Origin of the sequence: Pedobacter sp. (assembly GCF_035566355.1) — a bacterium.
Taxonomy (GTDB): Bacteria; Bacteroidota; Bacteroidia; order Sphingobacteriales; family Sphingobacteriaceae; genus Pedobacter.
In genome coordinates this window covers 1-5,243 of the sequence record NZ_DATMRL010000630.1, presented here as the reverse complement: position 1 = coordinate 5,243, position 5,243 = coordinate 1, and the positions used below count along the sequence as shown (strand labels likewise).

5 protein-coding genes and 1 pseudogene are annotated in these 5,243 nt (G+C 40.2%); 2 read left to right on the top strand and 4 right to left on the bottom strand.

Going from position 1 to position 5,243, the window contains the following annotated elements; genetic code table 11:
* Together VNZ46_RS24660 and VNZ46_RS24655 are read right to left on the bottom strand one after the other, a co-directional pair.
* Positions 1-744, bottom strand: a pseudogene (locus VNZ46_RS24660) (primosomal protein N'); the annotation flags it as partial.
* The gene (locus VNZ46_RS24655) at positions 744-1,130 is read right to left on the bottom strand and encodes a DUF423 domain-containing protein (protein WP_325563589.1); all 387 of its coding nucleotides are present in this window, start codon (positions 1,128-1,130) and stop codon (positions 744-746) included. The gene VNZ46_RS24655 and the pseudogene VNZ46_RS24660, both read right to left, overlap by 1 nt.
* Before the next feature lie 93 nt (positions 1,131-1,223).
* On the opposite strand from VNZ46_RS24655, the gene VNZ46_RS24650 reads away from it, so the two are divergent.
* Together VNZ46_RS24650 and VNZ46_RS24645 are read left to right on the top strand one after the other, a co-directional pair.
* Positions 1,224-2,717 carry a hypothetical protein gene (locus VNZ46_RS24650; RefSeq protein WP_325563588.1) on the top strand — a complete coding sequence of 498 codons (1,494 nt, stop codon included), beginning with the start codon at positions 1,224-1,226 and terminating at the stop codon, positions 2,715-2,717.
* A 62-nt stretch (positions 2,718-2,779) separates the two neighbouring features.
* Positions 2,780-4,186: a DUF5723 family protein gene (locus VNZ46_RS24645; RefSeq protein ID WP_325563587.1), complete on the top strand. Its 1,407-nt coding sequence runs from the start codon at positions 2,780-2,782 to the stop codon at positions 4,184-4,186.
* A gap of 1 nt (position 4,187) precedes the next feature.
* Here VNZ46_RS24645 and tsaB read toward each other — a convergent pair whose 3' ends face one another.
* Both tsaB and yidD read right to left on the bottom strand, forming a co-directional pair.
* On the bottom strand, positions 4,188-4,874 hold the full coding sequence (tsaB, locus tag VNZ46_RS24640) for a tRNA (adenosine(37)-N6)-threonylcarbamoyltransferase complex dimerization subunit type 1 TsaB (protein ID WP_325563585.1): 687 nt from the start codon (positions 4,872-4,874) through the stop codon (positions 4,188-4,190).
* Positions 4,875-4,901: 27 nt separating this feature from the next.
* Positions 4,902-5,132: a membrane protein insertion efficiency factor YidD gene (gene yidD, locus VNZ46_RS24635; protein ID WP_133777344.1), complete on the bottom strand. Its 231-nt coding sequence runs from the start codon at positions 5,130-5,132 to the stop codon at positions 4,902-4,904.
* Between the last annotated feature and the right edge of the window lie 111 nt (positions 5,133-5,243).

Here is a 5,243-nt window from a genome sequence, read left to right as displayed (position 1 = left end):
CAATTCCTGCTTGGAGATGTCGGGCCTGTTTTTAGATAAACTGATGTAAGCCAGCAAAGCATCCATTTGTTTAGGTGCCCGATCCAAAATCCCAAACAATTCCTTTAGATTTTCTTCTTCCTTATAAAAATCGTTCAGCGTAATAAAAGACTTCAGCAAGGGCTTGTACTTTTCTACAACCTCTTCTGCGATATAGACAATCTCCTTATCTATAAGAGATTTAATAATTGGAAAAACAGTTTTTTGCCCCAGGAGCTTCATGATATCATCAACAGACAATCGATGCTGTGTACTTAAAGCAGTTACAATAGCATACTCTTTCTCACTCAGCATCTCTACGTCCAGTTCCGCATCCTCCCTAAACACAATAATGGTTTCACTGGTGAGCTTTAGCCCTGTTGGAAGCGCTGCAGACATCACATCTCCCTCATTACAAACATAATAATCCATCATCCAGTCCCAGAACTTCAATTGCAGGGGGTTCACTACCGGATATCTGTCCACCACATCAATAATATACTTCGCCTCGTAAATTTCAGGCGCAGTTGTACTGATGCTCTTAATTAAAGCGGTATAGATTTTATTCTTTCCAAACTGGACAATCACCCTTTTACCCACTTCGATCTGATCGTTCAGGTCAAACGGAATCCGGTAAATGTAATTTTTAGCAAGGGACAAAGGTAAAACGACCTCCACGAAGAGTGTTTCCCGCTCTTCAAATTTAAACTCACTGATTTCCCCCATTATTTATGCCTTAGTGCAGCAAAAAACAAGAGTATCCAGCCCGCGATAAAAAACAAGCCTCCAAGAGGCGTTACCGGACCGATAAACTGTACAGAAGAAAGATGAAGCAGCTCTCTTGTAGCCAATAGATATAAAGATCCGGAAAACAAAATGATCCCGGCCGTAAAACAGAAATAAGCCAGATCTACCAGTTTATTCCTGAACCTACCGAAGGTAGACAAAAATAACAACGCAAAAACGTGATAAAACTGATATTCTACGCCTTTCGCCCAAATGCTTAATGATTCAGCACCTACAACACTCTTCAAACCATGTGCTCCAAATGCACCCAGCACTACAGCCAGGGCACCAAAAAAAGAAGCTGTTAGAATTATTCTCTTGTTCATTTCAGATTGGCATTTTTATAAGCGCTAAAAATAACAAAATGAGTGCATTTTATTAGTAATCCAAAATATAAATTAAATTTGCCTGTAGATCAAATGAAAAGAATTTACTTTATCGTCATTATTTTGCTCGCAGTGCTTAGCGCGCTTACTTATCTCTATTTCTCTAAACTTAATAAAGACACCCATATCACCGACCTGAGCTTGTCTGCTGCCACGGCACAGTCCGGTCTTGTTTTCTGCGTTCAGAACAATAAAAGCGTTACAGATCTCCTGTCCAGCCAGGATCTTCTTCAAAGTTTGCTGAGTAAGGACAAACAAAAAACACTGTTGTCTTTGCAAAGCCAATTTCTGAACGACCCCGATCTGAACAAATACCTGAATGGACAAAACCTCTATATCAGCTTTATTGCTGCCAAAAATAAAAACACAGACCTGTTGATCAGTACCCAGATCAATGGACAGAATGATCCGGCAACCTTAAAACCACTGTTAAAATCAAAAGTTCTTTCCTTAACGGATACAGCAGATGTTTCCAGGCTAACCACAAAAGACAGCTTGACTTTTTATCTTAAACAAAAAGACAACCTGCTGCTGCTTTCTACCTCTTTTAAAACCATCAGCAATAATATAAAAGCAGAGGCCGGCAAAACCGATCAGGAATTTTTAGACTATATCAAAACCAATCTCAAACTGACCAGCAACAGCGTAGCCAGTGTGTACCTCAACTTTAATTTTCAGCAAAATTTACTCCAGCAAATCAGTCCTTCAGGACTAGACGAATCACTTATGCTCTTTCAGCAACAGGATGCCTTTGCCTGCCTGAGCTACAATTACAGTAAAGAAAAGATCCTTTTCACCGGAAACACATTTGTAAAAAGTGACCAAAATTATTTGAAACTTTTTACAGAAAGTAAGGCAGGAAAAATAACCATTGATGCCCTTTTACCAGAAAACACAGCAAATTACACCATCTATACCATCAGTGATTATACGGAATGGAGTCAGCAACTCCACAAGAGATTTACCGAATTAAATAAAGAAAAGGAAATTCAAACCGCACTGAGCCATCTCGACACAAAATACCACCTGGTTCTTCAACGTACCATCCCGGAATACTTTAAGGATCAAATCCTTACATTCCAGCTTTCGAGTGGAGAAAAACTCGGCGCAATTAACCTTAAAAACGGAGACAAACTCAGCCAGTTGCTGTTGGACATCAGCAGCGATTACCATACAGAAATCAAATCCTTCAAAGAACAAGATTTACTGTACTACTATTTTGGAGATCCCTTTAAAAGCTTCAAAAAGCCTTATTATATCATCATAGATAATGCTATGATTTTCGCAAACAACGCCAGCACCTTACAGGACTTTTTGAACAACTATTCAGGGAATCATTTGCTGGTCAATAACAAAACCTATGTCAATGCTCTCGACCAGCTTCCAAACACCTCTACTATTCTTTTTTATCTGGGCAAGAAAAAACAGGAAAACACCGAGAGATTTGGCACCTTTATCTATCAACTCAGTGCCGACCATAAGAACTTTCAAACCAACACGCTTCTTTTTAACAACAACACACCATAAAATGGTTATACAGATAAAATCCTTAGCGAAAAATCTTTAGATTTAAAATATCTTTAATTTTTATGAGAAGGTTCCTAATTATTTGTGTGCTGTTATCCCTGGTTTTGAAAACTGAAGCTCAGCAGTATGGCTTGTTCAACACAAGAACATTATTCGATGCTTTTGAAAATCCGGCGCAAAAAGCGTTTGTTTTAGACTCCTCCAGAAAATTTGCCTCTAATTTTCTCCTGCCCTATCTTAGTTTGAATGCCACCAACACCGGTGATGCCAACAAGGTTTTCAGAAGAGCCATTTCGGATAATGTATTTAAAACTTCTGATCTGCCAATTGGCAATGGTGCACTCAATCATGTGTATCAGAACTCCAATATTTATCTGCTCACCTTCAGAATTTTTCAATCCTACAAATACCACAAAGAATTAGGCTTCTCCTGGCAGGTCAGAACGGATGGAACCGCAACTTACACCAATGAAACCCTGGCCATCCTCAATGATTACCAGCGCTTCAGCAATATCCCCGCAGACAACAATCTGTTCAACAATAACGGGTATGGACAATCTTACCATCAGTTCAGCATCACCTACCGGGAGAACTATACGAAGAAACTGGCTTTCGGCGTAAAGCTGAGTCTGCTCAGTGGTATCAGTTATCATAAATTAGACATCAACGGATCTTCCTTTTCCGCTTATAAAAATGCAGCAAACCAGGATGTATTCGACCTTGGACTCCGCGGCACCTACAAGGCAACTTTCATGAATTCTGACGAACTCAGCGCCAATACTTTCATGCCAAGCTTTAGAAATCCCGGCGCTTCTATTGGCTTCGGTACAACCTATACGTCTAAATCAGGTTATTTCCTAATGGCCAATGTTAAAGATCTTGGCTTTATCAAATGGAACAATGACAGCCACAACATCCCATTTAACGGACGCGCCATCATCGAAGATCCCGATGCTCTGTCCTCCCACGATTTCAAAAAGAAAATCACAGATATTGTAACGCTTCAAGATTCAAAAAGCGGCTTTTATAGCCTAACCAATGCAAAAGCAGATATTACAGCCTCCAAATCCTTCGGCGCTTACACCCCAATGCTGATCTTATCTAAAAACCTGTTCTTCAAAGGTGGCGACGCTGCCTTTGTAAATACCTTTAAATACAACGAATTCTCGGCGAGCCTGATTCCTGATTATAATTTTAACGGCTTCTTTATGACCGGACTCCAGGGAATGTACAAAACACCTAATTTCGAGGCTTTCCTGGGCACAGATAACCTGATCAAAACCATCAATATCAAAAGCAATTCGGGGTCAGGATATTATGGCGCATCCTTTTACATGGGAATCGGCATTAAATTCGGGGGAACAGTAGAGCACCCATTAAACAGTAGCCATATGCCTGGTGTGGGAGATGAACAAGAAGAAAAAAGTTTCTTTAAAAAACTATTCCACCTTTTTGAAGAAAAAAACTAATTTATACTTTCTTTTTAGGCTGGGTAAGCACAAAATCTTTTAAGTAGTGCGGTTCAAAATAAGCCACATCTTCAAAGTCTCCGGCCAGAAATGCTTGTTCTGCCAGTTTGCTGAGATGCGCCGCAGAATTGAAATTCAGATCTAAGAACACTGCATGATCGTTTTTCAGAACATCCTTACACTTAAACGCACCGTCACCAATAAAGGTCATCTTATGCCGACAAAGTTCCTGCTCAAAAGAGGTTTCATCTATCACCTTCGCCTCAGTTTCGCTGATGGTATTTAGCGAATGATCGAAAATCGCGGTATACACTTCCATTCTTCTGGCATCAATCATCGCACAGACAAGCCCTTTATCTTCCGGATTAGCCTCTATAAAGCCATTCGCCATCATCTTTAGGGTATCCAGTGCAATCAGTGGTTTATCCAATGCAAAACAAAGACCCTTAGCCGTAGAAACACCAATTCTAAGCCCTGTATAAGAACCAGGCCCTTTACTGACAGCAATAGCATCCAGTGCACTATATTCCATAGCAGCCTGTTTCATCACCTCCTCAATAAACAGCGTCAAACTACCAGCATGTATATTCTGAGCAGTTTCTTCTTTTAAAGCAATTGTTTCACCGTCAACAGACAGTGCAACAGAACAGGTCTGTGTCGCAGTTTCAATTTGGAGTATCTTGGCCATTGGTACAAATATAGCAGATTTTTAATTTTATGGTACAGGATCATGTCCATGCGCGCCCCAGGGATGGCACCTTCCTATTCTTTTCAGGGTAAGCCAGCCGCCCTTAAAGGGTCCGTACTTTTTGATTGCCTCAATTCCATACTGTGAGCAGGTAGGCGTAAACCGACAACTCGCCCCAAGCAAAGGCGACAGCAGCCATTGATAAAGCTTAATCAAGCCTAAAAACAACCAGCCAACAATTTGCTTAAGAAATCTCATGGGCTTTCAGATTAGGCGCCAGTTTATTTAAAGCAGCAATCATTTTTTTTTCCATAAAAGCATACTCATACTTTTCCTTACCAATATACTGGATAGAAAGCAGCAATAACT

Excerpts from the sequence above, each read along its gene's own strand:
- VNZ46_RS24655 (WP_325563589.1), bottom strand. The coding sequence starts at position 1,130 with ATGAACAAGAGAATAATTCTAACAGCTTCTTTTTTTGGTGCCCTGGCT.
- VNZ46_RS24650 (WP_325563588.1), top strand. The coding sequence starts at position 1,224 with ATGAAAAGAATTTACTTTATCGTCATTATTTTGCTCGCAGTGCTTAGC.
- VNZ46_RS24645 (WP_325563587.1), top strand. The coding sequence starts at position 2,780 with ATGAGAAGGTTCCTAATTATTTGTGTGCTGTTATCCCTGGTTTTGAAA.
- tsaB (WP_325563585.1), bottom strand. The coding sequence starts at position 4,874 with ATGGCCAAGATACTCCAAATTGAAACTGCGACACAGACCTGTTCTGTT.
- yidD (WP_133777344.1), bottom strand. The coding sequence starts at position 5,132 with ATGAGATTTCTTAAGCAAATTGTTGGCTGGTTGTTTTTAGGCTTGATT.